Origin of the sequence: Mesorhizobium sp. M7A.F.Ca.CA.001.08.2.1, assembly GCF_003998455.1 — a bacterium.
Lineage (GTDB): Bacteria > Pseudomonadota > Alphaproteobacteria > Rhizobiales > Rhizobiaceae > Mesorhizobium > Mesorhizobium ciceri.
Genome location: NZ_RZPW01001217.1, coordinates 1 through 1062, shown reverse-complemented (window position 1 = coordinate 1062; position 1062 = coordinate 1). Strand labels below are relative to the sequence as shown.

At 61.9% G+C, this 1062-nt stretch carries 2 protein-coding genes; both read left to right on the top strand.

All coding sequences use genetic code 11. From position 1 onward, the window contains the following. The coding region (locus EN914_RS36305) for a rhomboid family intramembrane serine protease (protein WP_164779213.1) at positions 1–562 on the top strand (562 nt) is incomplete at its 5' end. An 87-nt stretch (positions 563–649) separates the two neighbouring features. After that, positions 650–1062, top strand: a 413-nt coding sequence (locus EN914_RS36300; protein ID WP_164779212.1) for a CBS domain-containing protein, incomplete at its 3' end; no start/stop codon positions are given.

Here is a 1062-nt window from a genome sequence, read left to right as displayed (position 1 = left end):
TCTCTACACCGGGCAATACGGCTTCGACTGGTTCCTGTTTTCGCGGCCCTTCACCTACGCGTTCATGCATGGCGGCTTTGCCCATATCGCCATCAACATGGTGTGGCTCGCCGCGTTTGGTTCACCATTGGCAAACCGTCTGGGAACGCTGTGGTTCGCGCTGTTCTTTGCCGCAACCGGGCTGGCTTCGGTCGCGCTTTTCTGGGCACTGCATCCTTACGGTGAGGCGCCGCTGGTCGGGGCTTCCGGTGCGATATCAGGCATGATGGGGGCTGCGGCGCGTTTTGGCTTCCGCACCGATCGTTCGGCCGGCAAGGCCGCCTTCGCCGGCCCGGTGCTGCCGATCGCATTCGTGTTGCGCTTGCGCGGTGTCGTGATTTTCCTTGCCATGTGGATGGTCATCAATCTCGCCACCGGCCTGCTCGGTTTCGCCCCGGGGGTAGACGGCCAGATCGCCTGGGAGGCCCATATTGGCGGCTTTGTCGCCGGCTTCTTCGGCCTGCGCTGGTTCGACAGGAGATGGCAGGCGCCCGAATGGGAGACGGCCGACCACCACACTTGAAATGCAACCGATCACGGCGCACGATGTTCACTCTTACGTGAAGGCCGGTCAGGGCAGGAACCGGCAGGCAAAGCAGAGGAGGACGCCATGACGGTTAAGGCAATTCTCGAGAGAAAAGGCCATGACGTGTTGACGCTCGGGCCGAACGAAAAGCTTAGCGAAGCCATCCGTATCCTGGCAGAGCACAAGATCGGGGCGCTGGTCATCACCAATGGCGATCGCAAGATCGTCGGCATCCTGTCAGAGCGCGACATCGTCCGGGTTGTCGCCCGCGAAGGTGGAGCCGCGCTCGATATCCCCGTGCGTTCGGCGATGACGCCGAAAGTGAAGATCTGCAACGAAAACCACGCCGTCAACGAGGTGATGGAGATCATGACCCGAGGCCGCTTCCGCCATCTGCCGGTGGAAAAGGACGGCATGCTCGATGGCATCGTGTCCATTGGCGACGTGGTCAAGCGCCGCATCGAGGATGTCGAGCGCGAGGCCGACGAGATCAGAGC